This is a genomic window from Amycolatopsis sp. NPDC043887, assembly GCF_056435665.1.
Genome location: NZ_JBWKEB010000006.1, coordinates 186,576 through 212,406 on the forward strand (window position 1 = coordinate 186,576; position 25,831 = coordinate 212,406).

Sequence of the window (25,831 nt, forward strand, 5' to 3'; positions counted from 1 at the left end):
ATTTGCGCCGGCCTTTCGGACGCGAACCCGGAGCGACGCCTTCAGTTGCGGATGATCCTCCGTTCCGTGGCGACGGCCACCGCACCGGCACGGCTGTCGACGCCGAGTTTGTCGTAGATGTGGACCAGGTGTGTCTTCACCGTGGCTTCGGAGATGAACAGCCGCGCGGCGATCTGCCGGTTGATCAACCCTTCCGCCACCAACTGCACGATCTCGGTCTCACGGGGGCTCAACGCGGGCGCCGGTGCCCGCATGTGCCCGAAGAGCCGGGCCGCGACCTGAGGTGCCAGCACGGTCTCACCGCGCGCGGCCGCGTGGATGCCCTTGAAGAGGTCCTCGGGCGGCCCCGCCTTGAGCAGGTAGCCGGTGGCGCCGGCGGCCACCGCCCTGGTGATGTCCAGCTCGGCGTCGTAGGTGGTGAGCACCAGTACCTTCGGCGGCTCCGGCAGCGCGGTCAGGCGTTCGGTGGCGTTCACGCCGTCCGGGCCGTCGCCGAGCTGCAGGTCCATCAGCACGACGTCCGGCTTCTCCGCGCTGGCGAACAGCACGGCCTCATCGGCCCCCGCGCATTCGCCGATCACCTCGAAGCCGGGCTCGCCGGCCAGCAGCGCGGCTATTCCCGCCCGCACCACCGGATGATCGTCGACGATCAGTACCCGGACGGTCATCGAACCTCCCTGGTGGGCACGGCGACGGCGAGCGCGGTGCCCTCTCCCGGCGCGCTCTCGACGACCATCTCACCACCGAGTTCGGCGAGCCGCTCGCTGATCATCCGCAGCCCGTTCCCCCGGTCGCCGGTCGCGCGAGTCGAAGCCGGATCGAAGCCGACACCGTCGTCACGGATGTCGAGGACGACCTTGTCCACCAAGTAAGTCAGCGTGACGGCGGCCTTCGTCGCCCTGGCGTGCTCGCTGACGTTCGCCAGCGCGCCCTGCGCGACCCGGAGCAGACCTGCCTCCACCTCGGGCGACAGCGGATAGGGGTCTCCGCTGGTCTCGAAGCGCACAGCGTGCATGGCGGCGAACATGACCTGCTCGGCGAGATCCTTCAACGTCTCGACGAGATCCCCGGCGTCGAGCCGCGGTGACCCGAGGCCTTTGACGAACCGGCGCGCCTCGGCGAGGTTGTCCCCCGCCGCCTCGACGGCGCGGGACACATGGCCTTTCGCCAGTTCCGGGTCCGTGTCCCACGACCGCTGTGCCGCCTGCAGCAGCATCCGCGTACTCGAGATCCCCTGGGCGAGGGCGTCATGGATCTCTCGCGCCAGCCGCTCCCTTTCCTGCATCATCCCGGCCAGTCGCTGGCTCTGCGCGAGATCGACCCTGGCACCCAGGAGTGCCTTGACGGCTTCCCCCAGCTTCCTCCGGTCCCCGTCGAGTTGCAGGAAGGTCATCGTGGCCATCAGCGCGACCGCGATGGGCGCGAGCACGAGGCTCGGATCGAACCCGCTCGCGATCCTCAACTGGGCCAGGATGGTCGCGGCGGTCAGCAGGACCACCACCGCGATCATCATCCGCGGGCGCAGCATCTGCAGGCAGACGAAGAACAACGGTACGGCGCACCAGGCGAAACTCGGCGCGGCCACCACCAGTGCGAGCCAGACCGCGATCACCGCCGTCAACCACACCGGCCGCCACCGGTCGAGCATTTCCCAGCTCAGCACACCCGCCACGTAGACCAGCGCGAGCGCGCCGGTGAGCACGAGGATCAACGGTGTGGCGCCGCTCAACCCGTGCCCCGCGACGAACCTGGCCACCGACGCGGCGAGCAGCAGGAAGAACCCGGCATGCATCGCGGCGGTCAGCCGGGTGGCCGCGCCGAGGTGCGATTTCATCCGGTCCTCCCTTCGTCGCCGCTGATCGTAAGCAGGGAGGCGGGGTGCCCCGCATCAATCGTTCGGTTGATGCCCCTACCGATCACTCGACGTCCGATCGATGTCCACTCTCCCGATTCGCCGGGCCCCGCCGGCAGGGAAAGTCGTAGGGGAAAGCAACACCCCCTCACCGCAAAGGAAATCCGATGAACGCCAAGCTCCCCCGCACTCGTCTCATCCTCGGCATGACGGCCGGTCTCGCGACCGTCGCGCTGGCCACCGGGGTGGGCGCGGCGCAGGCACAGGACCACAAGCCGCAGCCGCCCGCCCAGCAGTCCGTCGTGCAGACGAGCGTGCTCAGCGTCGACGCCGCCACCCGCGCCGCGCAGGCCACGCTGGACGCAGCCGAGAAGGAGGGCCAGCGGATCACCGTGGCCGTGGTTGACCGCTCGGGTGACGTGCGTGTGCTGCTCAAGGGCGACGGCGCCGGGCCGCAGACGGAAGAGTCCGCCAAGCGCAAGGCCTTCACCGCGGTCTCCTTCGGACAGCCCACGTCCGCGCTGGCCAAGAACGCCCAGGGCGACGGCCCGACCATCCGCGACATCCCCGGCACGCTCTTCCTCGGCGGCGGTGTGCCGGTCGCCGCGAACGGCGGCCCGATCGCCGGGATCGGTGTCGGCGGCGCGCCCAGCGGCGACCTCGACGAGCGCTTCGCCACGGCCGGGCTGCGCGCCATCGGGGACCTTCGCTGATGATCGGTGAGCGGGCGATCGTGGCGTTGCTCGCCGCCCTCGTGCTCGGTGCCTGCTCCCCGCAGGCACCGAGCGCACCACCCCAGACGGCGCCGAGCACCGCCCCGCCGCCCGCCTCGTCCCAGCCGCCCCGCCAAGGAGTCCCCGTGAGCCAACTCTTCGAAGCCGACGTGAACCGCGTCCGGCAGGCTGTCGACGCGGGCGCCGACCTGGAGACCCGTGACGATCACGGCCGGACCCCGTTGCTCGTCGCCGTCACCGAGAACCGCGTCGACGTCGCCGAAGTCCTCGTCAAAGCGGGCGCCGACCCGAACGCGCTCGACGGGCGGCACGACACGCCGTGGCTCGTCACCGGAGTCACCGGCAACGTCCCGATGGCGAAGCTGCTGCTCGAGGCCAAGCCGGACCTGACCATCACCAACCGGTACGGCGGTGTCTCGCTGATCCCCGCCTCCGAACGCGGGCACGCCGTGTACGTGCGGTTGGTGGCCGGCAGCGGGATCAACGTCGACCACGTGAACGACCTCGGCTGGACCGCCTTGCTGGAAGCGGTCATCCTCGGCGACGGCGGGCCGCGTCACCAGGAAGTGGTCCGGGCGCTCGCCGCCGCCGGGGCCGACGTGAACCTCGCCGACAAGCAGGGCGTCACTCCCCTCGCGCACGCTCGGGCCAAAGGCCAGACGGCCGTCGCCCGGATCCTCACCGAAGCGGGCGCACGCTGACCGCCACTCACGAAGTCCGTGAAGGCAAAGGGCTATCGGGCCAAGTGGTCGTGCCGATGTTGAATGTCCCTATTTCCACACACCCATAACGCCCGGTCACCGCGGACCGCCCACCGCCGCCGGAGGTGGCCTCACATCCGGCGGCCGTGTCTCGTCGTACCCGGGACAGCGCACGAGACCCAGGGGGCGAATTCCCATGAACGAACGCAAGCACGGCCCGCTCGACCCGGCGTTGAAGGCGATCGTGAGTGAACGGCGTCAGCTGATCGGGCTCGCGTATCGCCTGGTCGGCTCGCTTTCCGAGGCCGAGGACGTGGTGCAGGAGACCTATACCCGCTGGTACGCCTTGTCCCCGGCACAGCGGGAAGCGATCGACTCCCCCGGCGCCTGGCTGACAACCGTCGCCGGTCGCATCTGCCTGGACCTCCTCGGCTCGGCCCGCGCACGGCGGGAACGCTACGTCGGCGAGTGGCTCCCCGAACCCTTGCCGGGGCATGTCGAATGGACGACCCTGCGTCCGCCCACCGACGATCCGGCTGACCGGATCACCCTCGACGAGTCGATCAACATGGCCTTTCTCGTCGTGCTCGAGTCGCTGACACCGGCCGAGCGGGTCGCGTTCGTCCTGCACGACGTCTTCCGCTACCCCTTCGCCGAGGTCGCGGAGATCGTCGGCCGCACCCCGGCGGCCTGCCGTCAACTGGCCACCTCCGCCCGCCGCCGCATCCGCGCGACGCGGCTCATGCCCGCCCCGATCGCCCGGCAGGCGGACCTCGTCAAGGAGTTCAAGAAGGCGTGGGAAGCCAAGGACATCGAAGCCCTCATCGGTCTCCTCGATCCGGACGTCAAGGCGGCCAGTGACGGCGGAGGTGTCGTCAGGGCCGCGCTGCATCCGTTCGAAGGGCGCGAGGAGGTGGCGTCCTATCTCATTTCGGTGGCGCATCTGACGTCCGGTCTCGACCTGGTGGAGCGGGAGGTCAACGGCCGGCCCGGCCTCGTGCTCCAGCAGGCCGGGCGGACCGTCGCCGTCTTCGCGTTCCACGTCGCCGACGACCGCATCCAGCGCATCTGGGGGATGCGGAACCCGGAGAAACTCCGGCCGTGGGCCGACGCCTGACCGCTACGCCGCTAGGGCGCCGAGTTGCCGCAGCTGGGTGAGGACGTCGACGACACCCCAGATCTCGGCGACGCGCCCTCCGGCGAAGCGGAGGATGAAGATCTCGCTGTAGGAAACCGGCTTCCCGGTGGCGGGCATCCCCCTGAACTCGCCCCGGTGGGTACCGGTGACGGTGTTCCGGCAGACGATCTTGTCGCCGTCGGCGAGCACGTCCTCGGCCGTGACCCGCAGATCGGGGAACGCGCGCAGCAGCACCGTCCACACCTGTTTCAGTGCCTGCGCCCCTGTTGTCTCCAACGGCACCGGCGCGTGGAACACCACGTCCGGCGCGACGACCTCGTCGATCGTCTTCTCGATGACGTCGTAGCTGCCGCTGTTCGTCGCGTCGTGAAAGCGGCCGAACACCGCCCGGTTGCGTGCTGTCTCAGTGGCGGTCATGCGAACTGGCCGACCCGGTAGTCGCCGCCGGGGTTCTGGACGATGGCGTTCACCCGGTTGAAGGCGTTGATCAGCGAGATCACCCCGACCAGCGCGGCGAGCTGGTCCTCGTCGAAGTGCTTGGCGGCGTTCGCCCACGCCTCATCGGTGACGCCGCCCCCGTCGGCCATCCGGCAGGCCTGTTCGGTCACCTCCAGCGCGGCACGCTCGGCCTCGGTGAAGACGTTCGCCTCCCGCCACACGGCGACCAGGTTGATCCGCACATCCGTTTCGCCCGCGGCGGCGGCTTCCTTGGTGTGGATGTCCAGGCACACCGCGCATCCGTTGATCTGGCTCGCGCGCATCCGGACCAGTTCCTGGATCGTGAGCGACAGCGGTGTATCGGCGAGTCCCCTCCCCGCCGAGATGATGGTCCTCATGAACTTTCCGCCGACCTTGTTGCCGAAGTAGTCGAGCCTGGCGTTCATCGCGATCTCCTTTGCCTTGGTGGTGTTCTGCCCAACCGACGACACGGCACCGCGAAATGTGAGCCCAGCCCCGAAAACGCCGTGTGGAGGGCGGACCTCGAACGGTCTCGCCCTCCACGCGGTGGTACAGCCGGTCATCGCACGACCGCCGGGTCACCTCCGGCGACTTCGCTCGGCGCGCTCCGGGGGAAGCGCAGGGTGGCCATGGCCAGGAAGCCACCGGCGACCGCGATGCCCGCGGCCCCGAGGAACGCCGCCGAGTCTGCTCAGAAGAACTGGAGTTCGACCTGCTGCCCCAGCGAGTCCAGCCCGGCGTACCGATGATCGCGATCCAGCAGGACACGGATACGCCGATCGGCCAAGGGACTCAGATCCAGCTTCGGCAGGGCACCACGCAGGTCGATCCTCTCCAGTTTCGACAGACCGTCCAGCTCGGAGAGGTCGAGCTCCGCACGGCAGTCCTTGAGACCGAGCCGTCGCAATTCGGCGAGGCCGCCGACCACCGACAGGTCGGCATCCGGTTCGACACCGGAAAGCTCCAGCCTCGTCAAACCACCGAGCGCGATGCCGATGAAGGACAAGTCGCCCAGCCCCGAAGCCGGCGCCAGCGCGAGCTCCCGCAGGGACCGGAAATCGGTGAGCGTCTCCAGCTCCACGAAGGACCGGTCACAAGTGAGATTCAGGTACCGCAAGTGGTTCCGGTGCTCCCACAACGGTGTGACGGCACAGTCACCGGCAACATGCGCCAGCAGTCCACGCAGGGCCCGGACTCGGCGAAAAGGCCGCAGATCCTCGACCTTCTCCGGGTAGATCTTGATCTCGACACTTTCCAGCTTGCGCAGCTTGTAGAGATGTTCGACCCACTCCATGCTCCGGATTTCCATACCGTGGTCGAACAGCGGAGCATCCCTCAGTACGCGATCACAATAATCACCGAGGTCGAAGTAGCGGGCACAGGCGACGATCTCCTCCTGGACCTCCCAGCGCGGATCCCGCGCATACTCGCCGAGCACCCTCAGCACATCGATGTCGTTCGACAGTGCGACCGTGCGCACCAAGAACACCGCTTGCGAGTTCGAAAGGTCACTGAGATCGGAGGGCAGGACGCGGAACAGCGGCCGTCCCACGGTGGCCAGCGCGCTCACTTCGTCCGAGCTCGTCGGAGGCAGCAGCTCATGCAAGCAGGCCTCCACACGTTCGATGGTGTCGGCGGATAGCTCCACGGCGCTTTCCAGGCACGACGCGGCGAGAAGCATGAGCCGGTGCCGGGACTGCCCCTCCTCCTCGCGATAGAAATCGTAGGCCCTGTTGACGATCCCGTTCAGCAGCCGATCGCGCTGGACCGCGGTCGCATGGGAGCAGGCCATGAGAACCGTCTCACGCCACAGATCCGAGCTCGCGTTGTTGATCAGCAGATCGATGCTGTCGCGTTCGACGACCTCCTTGGCCGCGAGGAACTCCTGGAAGGTCCGGTGCACGAAATCGATCCGGCCGATGACCGGCTGCCGGATCAAGCCGCTGCGCTCCAGGAGATGCCGAAGGACTTCTTCGGGAGCCTGGGTGACACCGGGCATCGTGCCGATCTTGAGCCGCAGCTGGTGAATCGCCTCTTCGCGGGACATCTCCGCGCGCCCGTTCTCGTTCAGCCACCAGGCCAAAGCCCTGAGCATGGCCCGTTTCTCGACCGCGCTCAGCTGGGTGTCTCCGTCGACGCGCACCTTCTTGTCAGCGTCACGGCGCTCGAGCAGCATGTCGAGAGCCGCCTCGTAGAGCGTCATCCGATCACGCGGCAGATTGGCCCGGCGGTCCAGGTTCAGCGCGCAGATCATCGCGCACAGGAGCGGGTTCCGAGCCAGCGCGCGGAGGTGCGGCCTCGAATCCAGGTGCAGCAGAAGACTTCGCTGATGGACGGGGACGTCGTCCCTCGGGCACGGCAGCGCGATGTCCCGGCCGGCCGTCGAATCCAGCAGCGCGTTGTGCCAGCGTTCGATGAAGATGCGGACATCCTGCGGATTCATCGGCTCCAGCGTCACCGGGTGGAATTTGTCGGCCACGAGCCACCGCTCGGTTCGCTCCGAAGGCCGCGACGTGACGACGATCAGGCATTCCGGGAAGCGGGCGCAAAGCACCCGGAGCCATTCCCGCACCTTCGCCCGCTCCTGCTCCGGGAGTTCGTCCACGCCGTCTATCAGGAACAGCGCTCGCCCGCTCTCGGCGACACGGTCCACCCAGCCCTGCGGCACCGGCCCCCACTGCGGCGCGTTGGCGTGCAGCAGGAACTCGTCCCCGTTCGGCAGGCGGTTCTCCGAGAAGTCCCGGAGCCGCAGGAGGAAGGGGACCTTTCCGTTCCACTCCGAGAGCCTGCCCACGAACCTGCGCCGCACGGCCGTGATGGCGATCCATTGGAGAAGCGTGCTCTTGCCCGCGCCGGCGTCGCCCTGCAGAAGCACGAGGCGTTTACCGCCGAGGGCATCGCCCACCCGGACGACGTCCTGCTCCCGCTCCCCGGTACCGAATCCCACCGGAGCTTCCGTCTTGTCCCTCGCCGAGGGGAATTCGTGCCCCTTCGAAACCGTGGACGCGGTGAGGCTGAGATAGGCGACCGTCAAGGTCATGGTCGGCTCGTAGTAGTTCGTCGTGATGCCGAGAATCTCCAGCCGGTCGTACAGATTGCTGACCAGCTCGAAGTAGGCGTCCCGGAACTCCTCGTCCTGGTCTTCCTCGCTCGACGCGCTCAGCTCGGTCACCGGAAGCCGGTCGAGTATCTCACCGAGCTGGCCTGCGATACCGCTCAGCCTGGACAGCATCTCGACAGACGCTCTCGCGTCGAACTCGGGCAGGTCCCGGATCAGATGGGCCAGGTAATAGCAGACCTGATCCAGAAGGAGATCGAAAAGCTTGCCCGCGGGCTCCGACAGATCGCCGTTGCGCACCGTCTGCGGCGCGTGCTCCCTGATCTCGCGCGCCAGGCCGAGGGGGTTCAGATCCACCCGGAAGATCACCGCGTCGGTCAGTTCGGCCCGCTCGAGCGCATCGGCGACCGCCAGGGTCGCGGCCTCGCGTTCGTTGTCCGGCAACCCGGGGAACTCGTTCTCGCACAGGGGTTGCAGGCGATCCGCGACCTGCTCTTCGATTTCCTCCATCTTCCGCCGGAATTCACGCTGATGCCGTAGGACCGGGTACCGATACGCGACCAGTTCGGCGAGCTCCATCTCTCGACGGTCCGCGCTGGTCCGGCTCGTCAGCCACGCGCGCACCGCTCGGCTCGCCAGCGCACCGCCGACTTTCAGCAAGGCAGCCTCTAACCCGGCGATGTCGGCACACTCCCTCGTCGCAGCCCGAAAAGATGGCTGTACGGTACACCCGGCCGGTATCGGAGTCGCCCGAACGACGACCGCCGTTACGTGACCCGCTCGGCGACGCGCTCGACCTTGCCGACCAGGAAGACATAGGACAGGATCCCCGCGATCGTTATGACGGTCATGTAAGCGAAACCGGGGGCGAAGCTGTCGTCGGTAACGATCAGGCCGATGACGATCGGGGTGGCGATCGACGACAGGTTCCCGATGAAGTTGAACATCCCGCCGGTCAGCCCGAGCAGCCGTCGCGGGGCCAGCGCGGAGACCAGTGACCAGGTGATCGACGCGAGCCCGTTGCCGAAGAAGGCGATCGACAGGATGACGATGACCAGTGTGGTCGAGTCGGTGAAGCCCGCCGTGACCATCACGGTGCTCAGCAGCAGACCGGCGATGATCGGGCCTTTCCTCGCCACCCCGAGCGAAGCGCCACGGCGCACCAGGAAGTCCGACAGGACACCGGAAGCCAGCACACCGACCAGCGCCGCGATGAACGGCAGCGACGCCAGGAAGCCGGACTTGATGTAGTCCATTTCCCGGTATTCGACCAGATACGTGGGGAACCAGGTGAGGAAGAACCAGAGCGTCGAGGTCAGGCAGAACTGTCCGAAGTAGATTCCCCACAGCTTCCGGCTGCCGAGCACGGTCGCCAGATCCGCTCGCGTGACGCGTGTCCGCTCGGGGCGCTCACGCGGCAGGTCCACCAGGCCGCCGCCGGAGCGGATGTGCTCGACCTCGGCCTCATTGGCCCGCGAGTCGCGCGGCTCCCGGTACTTCGCGTACCAGAGCACCGCCCAGAGGATGCCGACCAGACCCGTGGCGATGAACACCCAGTGCCACGAAAGCACGGTCTGCAGCCAGGACAGCACGGGCGTCAGCAGCGCGAGGCCGATGAACTGGCCCGAGGTGTAGAAACCGATGGCCGTGGCGCGTTCGCGTTCCGGGAACCAGACGGTCGCGATCTTGCTGTTGATCGGATAGGCGGGCGCCTCGAAGACCCCGACCATCAGCCGCAACGCGATCAGCGCCACGAATCCGCCGATCACCCCCATGAAGAACGTCGCGAGCGACCACAGGATCAAACAGGCCGGATAGAGCAGCCGCGGCGGGATCTTGTCGACCAGCCAGCCGCCGGGCAGCTGCAACGCGGCGTAGGTCCAGCCGAAGGCCGACAGGAGCAGGCCTTGTTCCGCTTTGGACAGCTCGAGTTCGCCGGCGATCGCGGGCATCGCGATCGACAGGTTCGAGCGGTCCAGGTAGTTGATGACGACGGTGATGAACAACATCACCGCGATGAGCACCCGGAACCGGGTCGGGCGCACGGTGGCTTGGACGGAAGTCGTCATCGCGCTCACCATTCCGCGAACGAGCCGTCGGTGTGCCGCCACACCGGATTCCGCCAGCGATGTCCCTCGGCCGCGCGTTCGGCGACGTACTCCTCGTCGATCTCGATGCCCAGCCCCGGCCCGCGGGGGATGGCGACCTGTCCGTCGTCGTAGGCGAACACCGACGGATCGGCCAGGTAGTCGAGGAGATCGTTGCTCGTGTTGTAGTGGATGCCGAGGCTCTGTTCCTGGATCGTGGCGTTGTAGCAGCCCGCGTCGATCTGCAGGCAGGCCGCCAGCGCGATCGGGCCGAGCGGGCAGTGCAGGGCCAGTCCGACGTCGTAGGCCTCGGCCATGTGCGCGATCTTGCGCGCTTCGGTGATGCCGCCGCAGTGGGACGGATCCGGCTGGATGATGTCGACGGCGCCCGAGGCCAGGACCGCCTTGAAATCCCACCTCGAATACAGCCGTTCGCCGAGCGCGATGGGGATCGGCGAGGTGCGGAGGACGTCGGCGAAGCCGTCGACATGCTCGGACAGCACCGGTTCCTCGACGAACATCAGCCGGTACGGCTCCAGTTCACGGAGCAGGACCTTGGCCATAGGTTTGTGCACGCGGCCGTGGAAGTCCACCCCGATGCCGATGTTCGGACCGACCGCCTGCCGCACCGCGTCCACATTGGCCACACAGCGGTCGACCTTGTCCCAGGTGTCCAGATAGGACAGTTCCTCGGTGCCGTTCATCTTCACCGCGCTGAATCCGCGATCCACCACCTCACGCGCGGCGCGGGCGGTCTCGGCGGGCCGGTCGCCGCCGATCCACGAGTACACCTTGATCCGATCGCGCACCCGGCCGCCGAGCAGTTCGTGGACCGGGACGCCGAGTGCTTTGCCCTTGATGTCCCACAGGGCCTGGTCGATCCCGGCCAGCGCGCTCATGTGGATGCCACCGCCGCGATAGAACCCGCCGCGGTAGAGGACCGTCCACAGATCCTCGATCCGCGAGGGATCCTTGCCGATCAGGTAATCGGAAAGCTCTTCCACGGTGGCGGCCACCGAAGCGGCCCGGCCCTCCAGGACCGGTTCACCCCAGCCGGTGACGCCCTCGTCGGTCTCGATCTTCAGGAACGACCAGCGCGGCGGCACCTGGTATGTCGTCATTGACACGATCTTCATGGGTTTCTTCCTTAGTCCTGGTGCCAGATCTCAGAGAATTCGCGGGCACGGACGCCGACCGCGTCCGCGCCGTCGCCCGGCCGGTAGAGGCAGGAACCCAGCCCCGCCCCGGCCGCCCCGGCGGCGGCCCAGGCCGGCAGGTTCGTTTCGTCGACGCCGCCGACAGGCAGCAGCCCGACCTCGCGCGGCAGCACGGCGCGCCACGCCTTCATGCCCCCGATCCCGACCGCGCCGGCGGGGAACAACTTGAGATTCCGCGCTCCCGCGGCCACCGCGGCGAAGGCCTCGGTGGGCGTGGCCACACCGGGATACGGCGTCATCCCCTCGGCCACGGCGGCGGAGATCACCGCGGGGTCGGTGTTGGGCGCCACGATCATCCGCGCCCCGGCCGCCCGCGCCCGGCCGACGTCTTCGATGGTGAGCACGGTGCCCGCGCCGATCTCGCACCATTCGCCGAACGCGTCCGCGAGCAGGCGGACGCTCTCGAACGGCTCCGGCGAGTTCAGCGGTACCTCGATGGCGGGGAATCCCGCGTCGACGAGCGCCCGGCCGATGCCGACGACCTCGGCCGGGGTCACTCCGCGCAGGATCGCGATCAAACCGGTCACGGCTTCAGTGTCCTTTCGAGACGGTCTTCGAGCAGCCCGGCGGCCGTCGCGATACGCCACAGCCCCCGCGCGGTGATCTCCTCGGAAAGCACGGTGGCCTCCACCCCCCTTTCGGCGAGGGCGGCGGCATAACGACGGCAGAGTTCGACGGCTCCGCAGAGCACGACGGGGTCGTCCGAGTCCCGCAGCAGATGCGAGACCTCGTCGGCGATCAGGACGCCGGAGAGGTAGTCGGGCAGCGACTCCGGTCCCAGTACGCCGTCGAGCACGAGCGGGCGGGCGCCGAACGCCTCGGTGGCGAGCCCTCGCGATCGCCGTCCCGCGGCCAGGCCTCGCGAGAAGGCCGCGTCGTCGGCGACCGGATCGGCGGCCGTGCGGGCGAGGATGCCGTGTGCGATCAGCAATCCGTACAGTTCGCCGGTCATCGCGGTGGTGAAGCCGGTGACGATCCCGTTCTCGACGCGGACCCATTTGCTGTGCGTCCCGGGGAGCACCACGGTGAGCGGTCCATCAGGGTGCCCGAGCGTCTCGAGGGCGCCGACGAGTTGCGTTTCCTCGCCGCGGATCACGTCACCCGGATCGTCGCCGGACGGGATCCGCAGTCCCGGCACGAGGTGGAGCACGCCGTCGCGGTGGGAAACCGGGACGAGCGAAGGGAAGTCGAGCGCCGCCGGGACGGTGCGATAGCCGGAGTCGGTCCAGCCCTGCGCGCTGCCCACCATCCCGGACGCGAGCGCGGGAAGCCCGGGATACGCGGTCAGCCAGTCGCCGCAGGCCTGCCGGAAGGCCGACTCGTAGGCGGCCGCCCTGGCTCGCGGGTCCCGGAGGTCCACGGCCTCGGTGGTGGTGAGCAGTCCGCGCCCGGCGTCGCGGGCGGCCAGGATCTCGCCGTCCCCGCCGAGCAGCCAGGCGCGCTGACCGGAGGTCCCCCAGTCGAGCGCGATCAAGGCGGGTTCAGTGTCCGTCACGAGCGACATCGTGCGGTCGTGTTCCCGATAATGCGATCACCGTCCCTATATGTAGGATCCAGGGATGTCCGACACGGCACCGCCCGGCACCCAGACCCTCGCCCGCGGCCTCGCGGTGATCCGCGCGGTCGCGAACGGCGCGACCGACCTCCGCACGCTGGTCGACCACACCGGCCTGGGCCGCAGCACCGCGCACCGGCTGGTCCAGCTGCTGGTCAGCGAGGGTTACCTGCGCAGCGGACGGGACGGCTACACGCTCGGGCCCACCCTGATCGAACTGGGTTTCCAGGCCCTGCACGGGAGTCCGCTGCCGGTGGTCGCCCGGCCGGTGCTGGAGGAGCTGGCCGAGCAGTTGCGGGACACGGTTCACCTGGCCGTCCGCGACGGGGATTCCGTGCTGTATCTGGACAAGCTGCCGGGTTCGCGAGGCGCGGAGATGCGCTCCCGCATCGGTCACCGGATGCCGTTGACCCGCACCGGTGTCGGCATGGCACTGCTGCTGGACTCCGCCCCCGAGTGGCGGGAGCTGTACCTGGCCGAGTCCCCGGCGGAACCAGGCCGGGTGCACCCGGAGGACGTCGACGCGTTCCTGGCGCGAATGCGCGAGTACGCGGAGTCCGGGGTGGCGATGGACCTGGAGGACAACGAACCGGGTATCCGTTGTGTCGCGGCGCCGATCCGGGACGCCACCGGCGCGATCGCCGGCGCCATCAGCGTTTCGGCGACCCGGCCGTACATGCCCGCCGCCCGGATGCGCGGCCTGAACCGCGTCGTCGGCCGTGCGGCACGCCAGGTCTCCGCCGGGCTGGGCCACCGCGAACCGTAGGGACGGTTCGTCAGACTCCCAGTGCGCCCACGAGCAACGCGCTGACGGCGTCACGATTGGCGGGGACGTCTTCCCACCGCAGCTTCCGGCCCGCTTCGACCACCACCCCGAAACCCGCGTGCACGAGCACCCTCGCCTGACGCTGGTCGAGTTCCGGCCGCGCCGACCGTAATTCCCGTTCCCAGACGGCGATGTGCTCGCGCTGCGCGCTGACCAAGGGCCGCTGAAGAGCCGCGGGGAGGCCCGCCAGCTCGGCGTTGGCGACGCTCGTGAGCGCGGTGTGCTCGAAGCTGTACGCCACATACGTCCGCGCCAGCGCGAGCAGAGCATGGCCCGGGTCGTCGACACCGCGCAGGTTCTGTTCCACCGCCTGGGCGAGAATCCCCGCGGCCTGGAGGCATGCGGCGGCGAGAATGTCGGCCTTACCGGGGAAATACCGGTAGAGCGCGGACGGCACCAGCCCCACGGCTTCGGCGATCCGGCCGTTCGTGACGGTGGCGAACCCGTCCTGTTCGAACAACGGGATGGCGGCCGCGATGATCTCCGAACGCCTGGTGCGCGACGCCGGGCTGGACGGCAGCTCGACGGCGTGCGTGCCCGCGCCGCCTGTCGCCGGGTCGGTCGCGGCCACCCGCAGCGCCGACTCCACCAGCACCTCTTCGACCCGGCGTTGGGCGATCGACGTGCGGTGCATCGTGATGGACCCGATCACGCCGAGCGCGGCCACGGCCCGCAGGCCCGCGTCGGGGAGCGGGTACTCCCGCCGCACCGCTTCGGTCACCCGGTCCACGATCTGCCCGAACTTCACCGCGAGTGAGTGCCGGTCTTCGCGGTCGAGATATCGGGATTCCCAGCGGTACAAGCCGCTCGACGCGCGATGGGTGACGGTGCCCCGCGTGACGGCGGCGAGCACGTCCGCCAGCGGCGCGCCGGGTGCGGCCTCGTCAAGAGTGGCGACGAGCCGGTCGGCCATGACGTTCGCGCAAGCGGCGAACAACGCGTACTTGTTCGGGAAGTGCCGGTACAGGGCCGCCGCGGTGATGCCCACGTCGGCGGCGATCTCCTCCATCGACGCCGCGTGGTAGCCGTGTTCGCTGAAGATCCGCCCGGCCGCGTCGACGATCGTCTGCTTGCGGTTGCGGGGCCGGACGGCCGCGGTCGAGTCGGCGCTCATCGCGGATTCCGATCGGCTGCGGACGGGAACAGGACCATGCGGGGAAGTCAACCACGAACCGGATCAACGCCACGGGAGCTCTACGGGGAGAACGGCGTCCCGATGTGATTCCCGATTAACTTATGGGTTCTCAACCGGCGGCTTGGCATGCATACTGGCTTCGCGACCAGTCCGCTCCGATACCTGAGGATGGCCATGTCGACCGCTTCGGCTCCCGCCTCGTCCTTCCGGCATCACTGGATGGCGCACGCGGCGACGCACGCGATGATGCGACCGGACAAACCCGCCCTGCGGTACCTCGGGGAGACGACCACCTGGGCGGGGCTCTCCCGGCGGTCGTTGCAGTTGGCCGCCGGTCTCGCCGCACGAGGTGTCGCCGAAGGCCATCGGGTGGCCACGCTGACCCTGAATCACCCGTGGTTCGTGGAAACCGTATTCGCGGCGAACAGCCTGGGCGCCATGGCCGTCCCGCTCAGCTTCCGGCTCGCGCCGGCGGAACTCGACTACATCCTGGCCGACTGCGCACCCTCCGCCATCGTCGTCGACGAGCGGCTTCTGCCCCTGCTCGACGCCGCGCCGAACGCGGCGTCGATCGGGACGGTGCTCGTCCTCGGCGAGTCGTACGAGGAATTCCTGACCGCGCACGAACCGCTGGAACCGCCGGACGTCAGCGAGGAGTCGACGGCACTGATCATGTACACCTCGGGCACCACCGGCAGACCGAAAGGGGTGATGCTGTCCCATCGCAATCTGCAGATGCAGGCGATCACCTGCATCCGGGCGATGAAGATCTTCGACGACACCGACGTCGCCTTCCTGACCGCGCCCTTCTTCCACATCGCGGGCCTGGGGTCGATCGTGGCGAACTTCCTGGTCGGCGGCGTGGTCGTGATCCATCCACTGGGCGCCTTCGATCCGCGCGCGGTGCTCGACGCCTACGAACGCGAAGGCGCAACCGTGGTGTTCAACGTTCCCCAGCAATGGGATCTGATCTGCGCCCAGCCGGATATCGCCGAGCGTGACCTGAAACTACGGATCATCAGCTGGGGTGCGGCTCCCGCGACCAGGGCGACACTCCTCGCCATGGCCGAAAGGTTCCCCGGCGCCCTCAACGTGGCCGTGTTCGGCCAGACCGAGACATCCCCGATCACGTGCGTCCTCAGCGGCGAGGACTCGATCCGCAAACTCGGTTCCGTCGGCAAACCGATCCCGACTCTCCAGTACCGCGTCGTGGACGACGACATGAACGACGTCGCACCGGGCGAGGTGGGAGAGATCGTCTATCGCGGTCCGACGGTGACCGAGGGGTACTGGAAGAAACCGCGGGAGACCGCGGAAGCCTTTTCCGGTGGCTGGTTCCACTCCGGCGATTTGGTTTCCCAGGACGAAGACGGCTTCATCTGGGTGGTCGACCGCAAAAAGGACATGATCATCAGCGGCGGCGAGAACATCTATTGCGCCGAACTGGAGAACGCGATCTCCGCGCATCCATCGGTACGGGAGGTCGCCGTGATCGGCCGGGCCGACGAGCGCTGGGGCCAGGTGCCGGTCGTGTTCGTCACCACCCCGCCGGACGCCGCACCGTCCTTGGCGGAACTGAACGAATTCCTCGACGGCAGGCTCGCGTCCTTCAAAATGCCCAAGGACCTCGTGGTGGTCCCCGAACTCCCGCGCAACGCGGGCGGGAAAGTGGTCAAGGGTTCGCTCCGCGACCTGGACGGGAAACGCGCACATCACTAGCGAATCACTCATCGGATGCCTACCAAGGAAGTTAGGTCAGTAAATGAGCGATCTCAGCAGGAGGAATGTCCTGTCCCTCGGTGTCGCCTTGGGGCTGGTGGGCGCGGCGAGCGTCGCACCGGCCTGGAGTGCGACACCGGCCGGTTCGGCCGCCGACCCGTGGTGGGTCTGGGACGACGAAATCGACCGCATCATGGCGAGGATCCTCGAGGCGGGCCAGGTTCCGGCGGTCAACACCGCGATGGGATCCTGGGTGGACAACAACGATCCGCTGCCCGGCGGCCTGCCCGCCGATCTCGCCGGCCACCTCCAGCGCGTCCACAAGCTCCCGTCCTGGGCCGACCCCGCGAAGTTGCGCCGCGCGGCCGATTTCAACCGGCGCAAGGACACGTACCTGTTCATGCTGTACGGGCTCGGCAGCGGCATCATGAGCACCGTCATCCCGCGTGAGGCCAAATCGGTCTACTGGTCCGCGGGCGGGGCCGACATGCAGGACCGCGCGGCCAAGACGTTCACCTTCGGCTACGACCTGAGCGATCTGAACGCTTTCGAGCCCGACGGCCAGTTCGTGGTCACCGCCAACAAGACCCGGCTCGTGCACGCCGCGGTGCGGCATCTGCTGCCGCAGTCGGCGCACTGGAAGGCCGTCGCGGACGAGCGGATCCCGATCAGCAACGGCGACATCCTGGTCACCTTCCACAGCCTCGGCACCTACGTGCACCGGAAGCTGCGCGAGTGGAAAGTCCCGATGTCGGCCGCCGACGAAGACGCTTTCCTCCACATGTGGCAGGTCGCCATCCACCTGCTCGGCGTACGGGAGGAGTTCATCCCGAAGACGTGGGCCGCCGCGCACGCGCAGTCGGCGCAGGTGCTCACCCCGATCCTTTCCCCGTCGCACGAAGGAAAAGAGCTCGCCGAAGACCTGCTCGGGCTGACCGCGCAGATCGATCTGGGCGTCACTCGCGGATTCCTCAACGAATTCGTGCGCTACGTGCTGAGCGACGCGATCGGCGACTGGCTCGGACTGCGCCGCGACTACGCGTCCGCCGCCCTCATCCGCACCGCGTGGCCCGCCTACATCGCCTTCCGCGAGGGGCTGATCCCGGTCATGCCCGCAGGGTTTTACATGTTCGACCAGCTGGTGCGCGCGCTGGCGATGTTGTTCCTCAACAAGGGCACCTCGCCGACGACCACCTCCATCACGATCCCCACCGGGAACCGGCCAGGCGCCTGACCGCACCGCCGCCTCGTGAGTGGTAAGGACGGTTCTAGCGACCCGAAACACTCACGAGGGGACCTGGACCAGCCTGAACGTGCCGTTGCCGGCGTTCTGGTGTCCGTGAAGGCCTCCTTCCCTACCTTGAGCGTAGGGAAGGAGGCCTTCACGGACCCGCGATCGACCGGCAGTCACCTCCGGTAGGTACGCAAGACACCGTTGGCTCTAACCGTCCTTACCACTCACGAGCCCGAAATCCACCTTGGCGTGACAATTTTCCGCTTCTCAGTAAATTCCACGACGCGTGCCCCGACGGGGTCCCGCTATATCTGGGAATCCGTTCCGGCCTCGGAACGGTTCTCCCGAGAGGACATGCGCGATGAAGCGTGGATCACAGTGGGGCGCCGCGGTTCTCAGTGCGGTGACCGCACTTGTCGTGGCGGCGGTACCGGCCGCCGCCGAAGAGAGTCCCTATGCCCGCGGCCCGGCACCGACGAAAGCCAGTATCGAAGCGGATCGCGGCTCGTTCCAGACCGCCACCGAAAAAGTCCCCGCCGGGCAGGGTTTCGGAGGCGGGACGATCCACTACCCGACCGACACCGGCCAGGGCACGTTCGGCGCGATCGCGATCGCGCCCGGCTTCCTGGAGTCGGAGGCGGCGATCGCCTGGTACGGCCCGCGGCTGGCTTCCCAGGGTTTCGTCGTCATCACGTTCTCGACCAAGAGCACCTGGGACACCCCGGACAAGCGATCCGACCAGCTGCTCGCGGCGCTGCGTTACGTCACCGACTCGAGCCAGGCCAAGAGCCGCGTGGACCGGGACAGGCTGGCCGTCATGGGGCATTCGATGGGCGGCGGCGGAGCGTTGATCGCGTCGCAGAAGGCGCCCACGTTGAAAGCGGCCATCCCGCTGACGGGCTGGAATCCGAACACGACGTTCTCCGACCTGAAGGTCCCCACCTTCGTCGTCAGTGCCCAGAACGACTTCATCGCCCCGGACGGCTCCCACTCCCGGCCGTTCTACCAAAGCCTTCCCGCGTCGCTGGACAAGGCGTACATGCTGCTGGCCGGGGCAGGCCACATGGCGCCCACGAACCCGAACGTGACCATCGCGAAGTACAGCCTTTCGTGGCTGAAACGCTTCGTGGACCAGGACACCAGGTACGACCAGTTCCTGTGCCCGCTTCCGGCGAACGACCCGAAGATCGCCGTATACCAGGGAACCTGCCCGATCGGCTGACACTCCGTCCGCGGCCGCTGTGCTCCCCCGAGGTCACAGCGGCCCGCGGGCGGCGTCACGCTGCTCGACCCAGACGGCCAGCTGGGTCCGGTTGACGAAGTCGAGCTTGTGCGAGATGTGCTGCAGATGCGTCTCCACCGTGCGCCGGGCGATGACCAGCCTCGCCGCGATCTCCCGGTTGCTCAGCCCGGCCGCCACGAGCCGCGCGATCTCCGATTCGCGGGGCGTCAGCGGCGCGAGCACGGCCGGTTCGTCTACGGGCACGGACGGCGGACCGCTCAAGGCGTCATGTGGGTTCCGCCGCCGCCCCTCGGCGAACGCGGCGTCGAACCGCCCCTCCCCCAAGGCATCCCGGGTGGCCTGGTGGAACATCCGGTGGCTCATGGTGACGGCTACGTCGGGCTCGGCACCGCAGCGGTCCCAAAGCGTGGCGGCCGTCCCGAACAGTTCCGCCGCACGCACCCAATCCTCGCGCCGTGCGGCCACCCAGGCCAGGCCGTCCACCCGATATGCCGCGGACAGCACGTCGGAGGCGCGGAGGTCGATCTCCAGCGCGGCGCGGATGCAGCGGTCCCCTTCGTCGAGGTCTCCGCCGAAACAGACCTCGGCGACCCCCAGCCCGAACAAGGCCATGGAGCGATACCGGTACTCCCCCGCTTCCTCGCACAGACGGCGCATCGAGCCCAGCAGCGCCCGCGCTCCCGGAAGATCCCCTCGGTAGGCCAGAGCGACCCCCTGGATGAACATCGGGTGCATCTGACGTCGTACGTCGCCTCGCTCACCGAACAGCCGCACGGCCTCAGCCGCACGGAACATGCTGTTCGGTTCGGTCGACAGCATTCTCACGAAGGCACTCGCGTGTGCGATGCAGGGAGCCGCGTCTTCGTCCTCGATCGCCTCGGCGGCGCCCAGCCGCCGCCGGGCACGCGGCAGGTCCGCGTGCAGCGCGGCGCACAGGGCCGCGATCGCCAGCCCCCTGGCCCGGCCGGGGGTCTCCGGCGGCGCCACGTCGAGCGCGCGATCGATCCAGTCCCGCAGTTCCCAAGCCGCACCGCGGGCCACCCAGTATTCGATCGTGCCGGTGGCCATCTCCAGCGCCACTGGGCTTTCACCGGGAGTGCGAAGCGACCACGACAGCGCTTCGCGGATGTCGGCGTGGGCGGCTGTCAGGCGGTCGTACGTCTCGTCCTGCCCCGGCCCGAACCAGGTGTCGGCGGCCTGGGCGATAAGCCGGGCATAGTGGTCACGGTGCTTCCTCGCCACGGCGAGCTCGTCTCCGGAATCGGCGAGCTGTCGTCCGCCGTATTCACGGAGGAGCCGGAGCATCCGGTAGTGGACCTTGTCCGTGCCGTCGATCCGGCCCAGCACCGATTTGTCGACCAAACCGTCCACCGCGTCCAGTACGGCCAGGGAGCCCAGACCGCCGTCCTCGGCACAGACGGCCTCGACCGCGGACAGGTCGAACTGCCCCGCGAACACCGAACAGCGTGCCCAGACGAGCCGCTCGGTCTCGGTGCAGAGGGAGTGACTCCACTCGATCGTGGCGCGAAGCGTCCGATGCCGCTCGACGGGCATCCGGAGGCCGCTGGCCAGCACCCCCGAGTTCTTCTCGACCCGATCGGCGATCTGCGACGGCGACAAGGCACGGATCCGGGCCGCCGCCAGTTCGATCGCCAGCGGCAATCCGTCGAGGCCACGGCAGAGGCGCACGACATCCGCGACATTGCCTTCGGTGACCTCGAACGCGGGCAGGACATTGGCGGCACGCTCCGCGAACAGCCGTACCGCGCCGAACGTGAGCGCCGCTTCAGCTGTGGTGATCTCGTCGTCGGGGGGCACGGCCAAGGGCGGGAGCGTCAGAACCTGCTCACCGGCGAGCCCCAGGGAGCAGCGGCTGGTGGCCAGGACCACGAGGTCCCGGCAGTCGCGCAGCAACGCCGTCACCAGGTCCACGCTGCCGTCGCGGAGATGCTCGCAGTTGTCCAGCAACAGCAACGACCGCCGGGGACGCAGATACGCGACGACGGCGTCCAGGTCGGTGTGGCCCGCCGTGTCGTGCAGGCCGAGGCTGTCGGCGACCGCGCGCGGGACGAGCCGTTCGTCTCGCAACTCCCCCAGCCCGGCGACGGCGACGCCGCCGGGGAAGTCCCGGGTGAGCGAACTGGCCACCTGTGCGGCCAGCCGGGTCTTGCCCACCCCGCCGGCGCCGGTCAAGGTCACCAGACGTCCCGCGCCGAGCAGCCGCCGGACCTCGTTCTCGTCGACCGCACGGCTGACGTAACTCGTCAGGGGCCGCCGCCGGACCTCACTGTCGCTCGTCATGTCGTCATCACCCGCCGAACCGTTGATCCCCTATCGAAGCATGCCTGCCGGGGAGGCGTGGGCTGTTCACACCACAGCCCGGACCCTGCCGCATAATGCCGCGGTGACGACCTGACACTTGGGGGCAGTCCATGAAAGACCGGCTGGCCATCTCCAGGGAGCAGGCCGAACGCACGCTCGACCCGAAGGTCGCGAAACGACTCGACGCGTTCGACAACGGGACCCTCTACGTCTCGGCGGGCGGGTGGGCCGAGTTGCTGGCCTGGCTCGTGGACTTCGCCGTCTACCTGCTGGGCGCGGGAGCCGGTTTCGTGGTTTTCGCGGTCGCCACCCGGAACAGTGCGATCCCCGACAGCGCGGCCCTGCTGACCCTGCTCGGCCTGCTGATCGGTGTCCCGGTGCTTTACGGCCTGTTCTTCGGTAACGGCCGCGTTGTCGGCGCCGCGCTCACCGGGACCCGGCTCGTCCGGGTCAAGGACGGCGGGCGGATCGGCGCGGCGGCCTGCTGGGCCATGCTCGTGCGCACCCTGCTGTTCCCCCTCCTGCTCGTCGCGATGGTGCTGGCCGGATCGGGCGGTGTCGGTTCGGTCAGGAGGGTCAGCATCGACGAGGAGGCCACCCGGCGGCTCCGTATCGGCTAGCCGCGCTCGTCCCACTCCGGCGCGTCGACGAAGTGGACGTCGTACCGCTCGTGCAGGCGCTCGACCTCCTCCGGCGCGACGTTCCCGCGCAGGATCTCGGGCAGGACGCGGAAATAGCCGAACCGGTCGACCCCCGGCGCCAGCGTGATGAGGACGTCCGCGGCCCGCCCCGGCGGCGCGGCGAACGCGTGCCGCACCCCCGGCGGGATCACCACGTATCCACCGCGCTCGACCGTGACCGTTTCCGCGCCGACCAACATGCGCAGTGCTCCTTCCAGCACGTAGAAGGCTTCCGCGGATTTCTTGTGATAATGCGGTCTCGTGCCGGGTTCACCGGCTTGGAGCGACAACCGGTTCGCGCCGAGAAAACCGCCCGTGTGCTCGCCGTCGGCCAGCAACCACAACGCGGGCTTCTCGATGACCTCCGCGTCCTTCTCCTGCATCACCCAGGCTTCGTTCGCCATCGCGTTCCCCATCTAGTTGAAGTCTTCAACCAAAGCTAGACCGAAGTGGTTGAAGGCGTCAACTGTTACCGTGTTTGCCGTGACCGACTGGCTCGACACGGAACAGCAGCGCGACTGGCGGGCGTTCATCGAAGGCTCCGTGCGCTTCATCGACCTGCTCGACCGGCGGCTGCGCGAGGAGCACGGCCTTTCCCTGGCCGAGTACGAACTCCTGGTGCGGCTGTCCGAAGCCACCGGCCGGTCGATGCGCATGGCGGACCTCGCGAAATCGGCGTACTACTCGCGCAGCCGGCTGTCGCACCGCGTCAGCGGGCTGGAAACCCGCGGGCTGGTCCGGCGGGAATCGGCCGCCGACGACGGCCGTGGTGTGCGGGCGCGGCTCACCGACAAGGGACACGAGACACTGCTGCGCGCGGCGCCGGACAATCTCCGCACCGTTCGCGAACACTTCGTGGACGTGATCGCGCGGGAAGACCTCCAGGCCGTCGGCCGCGCCATGCGCGCCGTCGCCGCGCGACTCGATCAGTGACGCGTCGCCGAAGGAAGCTCACCGAACCGCGCGCGGTACTCGCCCGCGAACCGGCCGAGATGGGTCATGCCCCAGCGGTGGGCTATGTCGCCGATCAGGTCGCCGGTCGTCAGGATGTCGTGGCGGATCCGGTCCAGCCTCAGGTCGCGGACGTAGCCCATCGGTGTCGTCCCGAGTTTCTCCCGGAACGCGTCGCCGATCGTCCGCGCGCCGCACCCGGCCGCCTGCGCGATCCGGCCGAGGGACATCGGCTCCGGCAGGTTCGCTTCGATGTACGTCACGGCGGCGCGCAGCGCCCTGGGCTGCGGCGTCCGGGAAGCGCCTCGCAGCACGGCGGTGTGGTTATGCGGCTGGGCCAGCAGAAGCGCGGTCACGACGCACCGCATCTGACTCCGCCGCAATTCCTCCCGCTGGAAGAGCGGATCGGCCGAGTCGAGTTGTCCGATCAAGGAGCCGATCAGCAGTCTCACCGTCCTCCCCCGCGGCCCGGACAGGTCCAGGGGAAGGTCGAACCGCACGGCGGGACCGGTCGGGCGCCCGGCGAGCGCCGCGAGTTCCTGCTGGACCAGCCCGGCGTCGATGCGCAGGGCCAGGAATTTCGTCCCCGGCCCGTTCGGGCGTAGTTCCTGGACGTCGCCCGGGTTGACCACCCCGGCCTTCGTCCGGCCGAGGACGGCTTGACGGCCGCCGCGGCTCGCGGAGATCTCCCCGGCCAGCCCCAGATTGACGAAGTACGAGTCCCCGCCGGGCAGCGGGCCGACCCGCACCGCGAGCGAGGAGGCGAAGTACCCGACCGCGAAATCCTCCGCGACGACTCCCCGTACCTCGTGCTCGCTGCCGTCGAAGGGACCAAGTGGGCTGGTGGCGACCGCCCCGCCGAAGAGCCGAGCCGCAGAATGAAGCAGGTTCACCGGATTTCCGGACTTCGTGAGGACGAAGTCGCGGAGCGGGCTCGACAACGCCGATCACCTCCTTCGTCGACGAGTCGATCATGGCACCGATCGACCGCCGGATCCGGACAACGGCCGCCGGAAGCGGACAGGACGGCCCGGACAACCGGCCTAACTTGGCCGCATACAACGGCTTGGAGGGTCCATGGACGACAAGGACGGCACCCGTTCGGCACTGATCACCGGCGCGGGGATCGCGGGCTTGACGGCGGCGAGCGCGCTGGCTCGGCGAGGCTGGCGTGTCGAGGTCATCGAGGCGGGCGACGAGGCCGCCACCGCCGGCTGGGGGCTGAGCCTGACCGGCCCGTCGCTTCGGGCACTCGACGCGCTGGGGCTGGCCGAGCGGTGCCTCGCCCGCGGGTACGGCATGAGCGTGATCACCAACGTGGACCTGGACGGAGCGGAGACCACGATCGATCTCCCGCGCCTGATCGGCCGCGATCGTCCGGCCATGGCGGGGATCGCGCGCCCGGAACTGCATCGGATCCTGCGCGCGGAGGCACTGCGGCTCGGCGCGCGAATCCACTATGGACTCGGTGTTTCCCGCCTGCTCCCGGGAAACGGAGGGGCGCGAGCCGAACTGACCGACTCGACGACGCGAACCGTCGACCTGCTCGTCGGCGCCGATGGCATCCGGTCCGTCGTTCGCGATCTCCTCGGCCGCTCCGCCCCGATCCGGTACCACGGCCAGATGGCGTGGCGGGCGCTCGTGCCCCGCCCGGGCTGGGCCACCGGCATCCACACCTTCGCCGGTGGCCGCCATCAGACCGGCGTCGTGCCGATCTCGGCGAGCCGCGCCTACGTCTTCCTCACCGAGAACGGGGTGCGGCCGGACGTGCTCCCGGACGCCGTCCTCGCCTCGCGGATGGGGGAACTGCTGGCACCGTTCACCGGCCGGGTCGCCGAGATCCGGCCTCACGTGGCACGGTCCGATTCGCTCGTTCGCCGTCCCGTGCGGACCGCCTTCGTCGACGCGCCGTGGTCCGACGGGCCCAGCGTCCTCATCGGCGACGCCGCGCACGCTCCCTCACCGCAGATGGCCGGCGGGGCCGCGCTCGCCATCGAGGACGGCGTGGTCCTGGCCGAGGAGCTGGATCGCCGCCAGGACATCCGGAAGGCGCTGAAGGCCTTTGTGGACCGCCGCCGGGAACGCTGCGCGCTCCTGGTCGAGACCTCGGTCACGATCGCCGCCCTCGAGCAGGAGCAGCGGCATCGTGACGCGTATCCGCTCATCGAGGCATGTCACCGGCGGATGGCGCGACCGGCGTGATGCCCGTCTTGGCGGCAACCGGTAATGTCCGGATCATGAGCGACGCGCCGCCGACCCCTTCCGAGGCCTTCGACCTTCTGCTCTCCGGTAACCGACGCTTCGTCGCCGGCACCCCGGAACACCCGAACCAGGACGCGGTACGCCGCGCCGAAACCGCTCCTGAACAGAGCCCCTTCGCCGTCCTCTTCGGCTGTTCCGACTCGCGACTGGCCGCCGAGATCATCTTCGACCGCGGGCTGGGTGACCTGTTCGTCGTCCGCACCGCGGGCCACGTCGCCGGTTCGGAGGTGCTGGGCAGCATCGAGTACGCCGTCAGCATCCTCAAGGCTCCCCTGGTCGTCGTCCTCGGCCACGACTCCTGCGGCGCCGTCGCCGCGACCCGCGCGGCGCTGACCGACGGACTCGGCACGAACAGCTTCGTCCGCGACGTCATCGAGCGGGTCACCCCGAGTGTCCTCGCCGCCCAGGCCGCCGGGCTCACCGAGAACGACGACATCATCGACGAGCACATCCGCCACACCGTCGACCTCCTCGTCGACCGCTCCAGGCTGCTCGCCGACAAGATCGAGGCCGGCGAGACCGCCATCGCCGGGCTGTCGTACCACCTGGCCGACGGCAACGCGCGGGTCGTCACCACCCGGGGGTTGGAGTAGGCGCTGTCCTGTAAGTCTGTTCGATGGGCTTCGTGATCCAGGCGGTTCCTGGCGATGCGGGCGGT

The 25,831-nt window shown here is 68.8% G+C and carries 24 protein-coding genes; 11 read left to right on the plus strand and 13 right to left on the minus strand.

The genetic code is table 11. The annotated features are described in order from the left end of the window. Positions 1-41: 41 nt before the first annotated feature. Both AC069H_RS17975 and AC069H_RS17980 read right to left on the minus strand, forming a co-directional pair. Positions 42-668, minus strand: coding sequence for a response regulator (locus AC069H_RS17975; RefSeq protein WP_478227943.1), 627 nt, complete (start codon positions 666-668; stop codon positions 42-44). Then, positions 665-1,834, minus strand: coding sequence for a sensor histidine kinase (locus AC069H_RS17980; protein WP_478227944.1), 1,170 nt, complete (start codon positions 1,832-1,834; stop codon positions 665-667). Before AC069H_RS17980 ends, AC069H_RS17975 begins: the two co-directional genes overlap by 4 nt. A gap of 185 nt (positions 1,835-2,019) precedes the next feature. Between AC069H_RS17980 and AC069H_RS17985 the strand changes: the two genes are divergently transcribed. The 3 genes from AC069H_RS17985 (at position 2,020) to sigJ (ending at position 4,404) form a co-directional block, all read left to right on the plus strand. Then, entirely contained in the window at positions 2,020-2,565 is a 546-nt protein-coding gene (locus AC069H_RS17985) for a GlcG/HbpS family heme-binding protein (RefSeq protein WP_478233063.1), read from the plus strand. A gap of 146 nt (positions 2,566-2,711) precedes the next feature. Next, on the plus strand, positions 2,712-3,287 hold the full coding sequence (locus AC069H_RS17990; RefSeq protein WP_478233064.1) for an ankyrin repeat domain-containing protein: 576 nt from the start codon (positions 2,712-2,714) through the stop codon (positions 3,285-3,287). A gap of 196 nt (positions 3,288-3,483) precedes the next feature. After that, on the plus strand, positions 3,484-4,404 hold the full coding sequence (sigJ, locus tag AC069H_RS17995; protein ID WP_478233065.1) for an RNA polymerase sigma factor SigJ: 921 nt from the start codon (positions 3,484-3,486) through the stop codon (positions 4,402-4,404). Positions 4,405-4,407: 3 nt separating this feature from the next. Here the strand turns inward: sigJ and AC069H_RS18000 are convergent, their stop codons facing one another. The 7 genes from AC069H_RS18000 to AC069H_RS18030 form a co-directional block, all read right to left on the minus strand. Beyond that, positions 4,408-4,842, minus strand: a complete 435-nt coding sequence (locus AC069H_RS18000; protein WP_478233066.1) for an ester cyclase — start codon at positions 4,840-4,842, stop codon at positions 4,408-4,410. Beyond that, on the minus strand, positions 4,839-5,309 hold the full coding sequence (locus AC069H_RS18005) for a carboxymuconolactone decarboxylase family protein (RefSeq protein WP_478233067.1): 471 nt from the start codon (positions 5,307-5,309) through the stop codon (positions 4,839-4,841). Before AC069H_RS18005 ends, AC069H_RS18000 begins: the two co-directional genes overlap by 4 nt. 266 nt (positions 5,310-5,575) lie before the next feature. Further along, complete coding sequence (locus tag AC069H_RS18010) at positions 5,576-8,602, minus strand: NACHT domain-containing protein (RefSeq protein ID WP_478233068.1); 3,027 nt, start codon at positions 8,600-8,602, stop codon at positions 5,576-5,578. Positions 8,603-8,709: 107 nt separating this feature from the next. After that, complete coding sequence (locus AC069H_RS18015; protein ID WP_478227950.1) at positions 8,710-10,011, minus strand: MFS transporter; 1,302 nt, start codon at positions 10,009-10,011, stop codon at positions 8,710-8,712. 5 nt (positions 10,012-10,016) lie between these two features. Next, on the minus strand, positions 10,017-11,165 hold the full coding sequence (gene dgoD / locus AC069H_RS18020; RefSeq protein WP_478233069.1) for a galactonate dehydratase: 1,149 nt from the start codon (positions 11,163-11,165) through the stop codon (positions 10,017-10,019). A gap of 11 nt (positions 11,166-11,176) precedes the next feature. Next, the gene (locus tag AC069H_RS18025; protein WP_478233070.1) at positions 11,177-11,773 is read right to left on the minus strand and encodes a 2-dehydro-3-deoxy-6-phosphogalactonate aldolase; all 597 of its coding nucleotides are present in this window, start codon (positions 11,771-11,773) and stop codon (positions 11,177-11,179) included. Then, positions 11,770-12,750, minus strand: coding sequence for a 2-dehydro-3-deoxygalactonokinase (locus AC069H_RS18030; protein WP_478233071.1), 981 nt, complete (start codon positions 12,748-12,750; stop codon positions 11,770-11,772). Before AC069H_RS18030 ends, AC069H_RS18025 begins: the two co-directional genes overlap by 4 nt. Before the next feature lie 55 nt (positions 12,751-12,805). Between AC069H_RS18030 and AC069H_RS18035 the strand changes: the two genes are divergently transcribed. Beyond that, positions 12,806-13,567, plus strand: coding sequence for an IclR family transcriptional regulator (locus AC069H_RS18035; RefSeq protein ID WP_478233072.1), 762 nt, complete (start codon positions 12,806-12,808; stop codon positions 13,565-13,567). Between the two features lie 10 nt (positions 13,568-13,577). Here AC069H_RS18035 and AC069H_RS18040 read toward each other — a convergent pair whose 3' ends face one another. Next, a complete protein-coding gene (locus AC069H_RS18040; protein ID WP_478233073.1) occupies positions 13,578-14,741 on the minus strand; it encodes a TetR/AcrR family transcriptional regulator in 1,164 nt (387 codons plus the stop codon). Between the two features lie 195 nt (positions 14,742-14,936). Here AC069H_RS18040 and AC069H_RS18045 point away from each other — a divergent pair, with 195 nt between their 5' ends. The 3 genes from AC069H_RS18045 (at position 14,937) to AC069H_RS18055 (ending at position 18,937) form a co-directional block, all read left to right on the plus strand. Beyond that, positions 14,937-16,481, plus strand: coding sequence for an AMP-binding protein (locus AC069H_RS18045; RefSeq protein WP_478233074.1), 1,545 nt, complete (start codon positions 14,937-14,939; stop codon positions 16,479-16,481). 43 nt (positions 16,482-16,524) lie between these two features. Continuing rightward, positions 16,525-17,715, plus strand: coding sequence for an oxygenase MpaB family protein (locus AC069H_RS18050; protein ID WP_478233075.1), 1,191 nt, complete (start codon positions 16,525-16,527; stop codon positions 17,713-17,715). A 361-nt stretch (positions 17,716-18,076) separates the two neighbouring features. Then, positions 18,077-18,937, plus strand: a complete 861-nt coding sequence (locus tag AC069H_RS18055; RefSeq protein ID WP_478227958.1) for a dienelactone hydrolase family protein — start codon at positions 18,077-18,079, stop codon at positions 18,935-18,937. A 33-nt stretch (positions 18,938-18,970) separates the two neighbouring features. Here AC069H_RS18055 and AC069H_RS18060 read toward each other — a convergent pair whose 3' ends face one another. Continuing rightward, positions 18,971-21,259 (minus strand): ATP-binding protein, encoded by a 2,289-nt coding sequence (locus tag AC069H_RS18060; protein ID WP_478233076.1) that lies wholly within the window; start codon positions 21,257-21,259, stop codon positions 18,971-18,973. A gap of 131 nt (positions 21,260-21,390) precedes the next feature. Here AC069H_RS18060 and AC069H_RS18065 point away from each other — a divergent pair, with 131 nt between their 5' ends. Beyond that, complete coding sequence (locus AC069H_RS18065; RefSeq protein ID WP_478233077.1) at positions 21,391-21,900, plus strand: hypothetical protein; 510 nt, start codon at positions 21,391-21,393, stop codon at positions 21,898-21,900. Here AC069H_RS18065 and AC069H_RS18070 read toward each other — a convergent pair. Then, complete coding sequence (locus AC069H_RS18070) at positions 21,897-22,364, minus strand: cupin domain-containing protein (RefSeq protein ID WP_478233078.1); 468 nt, start codon at positions 22,362-22,364, stop codon at positions 21,897-21,899. The two genes, AC069H_RS18065 and AC069H_RS18070, sit on opposite strands and share 4 nt — an antisense overlap. 79 nt (positions 22,365-22,443) lie before the next feature. Between AC069H_RS18070 and AC069H_RS18075 the strand changes: the two genes are divergently transcribed. Continuing rightward, positions 22,444-22,893: a MarR family winged helix-turn-helix transcriptional regulator gene (locus AC069H_RS18075; RefSeq protein ID WP_478233079.1), complete on the plus strand. Its 450-nt coding sequence runs from the start codon at positions 22,444-22,446 to the stop codon at positions 22,891-22,893. On the opposite strand, the gene AC069H_RS18080 is transcribed toward AC069H_RS18075, so the two are convergent. Further along, positions 22,887-23,852: an AraC family transcriptional regulator gene (locus AC069H_RS18080; RefSeq protein WP_478233080.1), complete on the minus strand. Its 966-nt coding sequence runs from the start codon at positions 23,850-23,852 to the stop codon at positions 22,887-22,889. The two genes, AC069H_RS18075 and AC069H_RS18080, sit on opposite strands and share 7 nt — an antisense overlap. A 136-nt stretch (positions 23,853-23,988) precedes the next feature. Here AC069H_RS18080 and AC069H_RS18085 point away from each other — a divergent pair, with 136 nt between their 5' ends. Both AC069H_RS18085 and AC069H_RS18090 read left to right on the plus strand, forming a co-directional pair. Then, entirely contained in the window at positions 23,989-25,113 is a 1,125-nt protein-coding gene (locus tag AC069H_RS18085; protein ID WP_478233081.1) for an FAD-dependent monooxygenase, read from the plus strand. 35 nt (positions 25,114-25,148) lie between these two features. Further along, on the plus strand, positions 25,149-25,766 hold the full coding sequence (locus AC069H_RS18090) for a carbonic anhydrase (protein ID WP_478227965.1): 618 nt from the start codon (positions 25,149-25,151) through the stop codon (positions 25,764-25,766). Positions 25,767-25,831 lie beyond the last annotated feature (65 nt).